This window comes from Vibrio sp. 10N.222.51.C5, from assembly GCF_041474575.1.
In the GTDB taxonomy this organism is placed as follows: Bacteria; Pseudomonadota; Gammaproteobacteria; order Enterobacterales; family Vibrionaceae; genus Vibrio; species Vibrio crassostreae_C.
In genome coordinates, this window is sequence record NZ_JBFRUJ010000134.1 from 1 (window position 1) to 307 (window position 307).

Genomic DNA, 307 nt, shown 5'->3' on the forward strand with positions numbered 1-307 from the left:
CCACGTTGCTCTCTTTCAGGATCACCGTCGCTTCCGCTGTCGAGCCGTAACCGTCGGTCATCACCATCTGGTAATCGCCACTGTTCGTGCCTTGCTCGAAGTCGTTCACCTCCGCCGAAACGCCCGCTGTCGTGATGCTGATGTTGCCGGCCGCATCGACACTGTAGAAACCGTCTTCACTTGTGGCGCTTAAGGTGCCGTCACTGTGTTTGAACTCGTATTTGGTCACGCCATCCAGATCGCTGCCGGACAAGGCACCCACTACCGCGTCCGCCACTTGGTTTTCCGCGTACGTCACCGTCTGCGC

General features: G+C 58.6%; 1 pseudogene. It reads right to left on the reverse strand.

Annotated features, from left to right (window positions below):
* Window positions 1–277 (reverse strand): annotated as a pseudogene (locus tag AB4558_RS22000) (hypothetical protein); the annotation flags it as partial.
* Window positions 278–307: the final 30 nt, after the last annotated feature.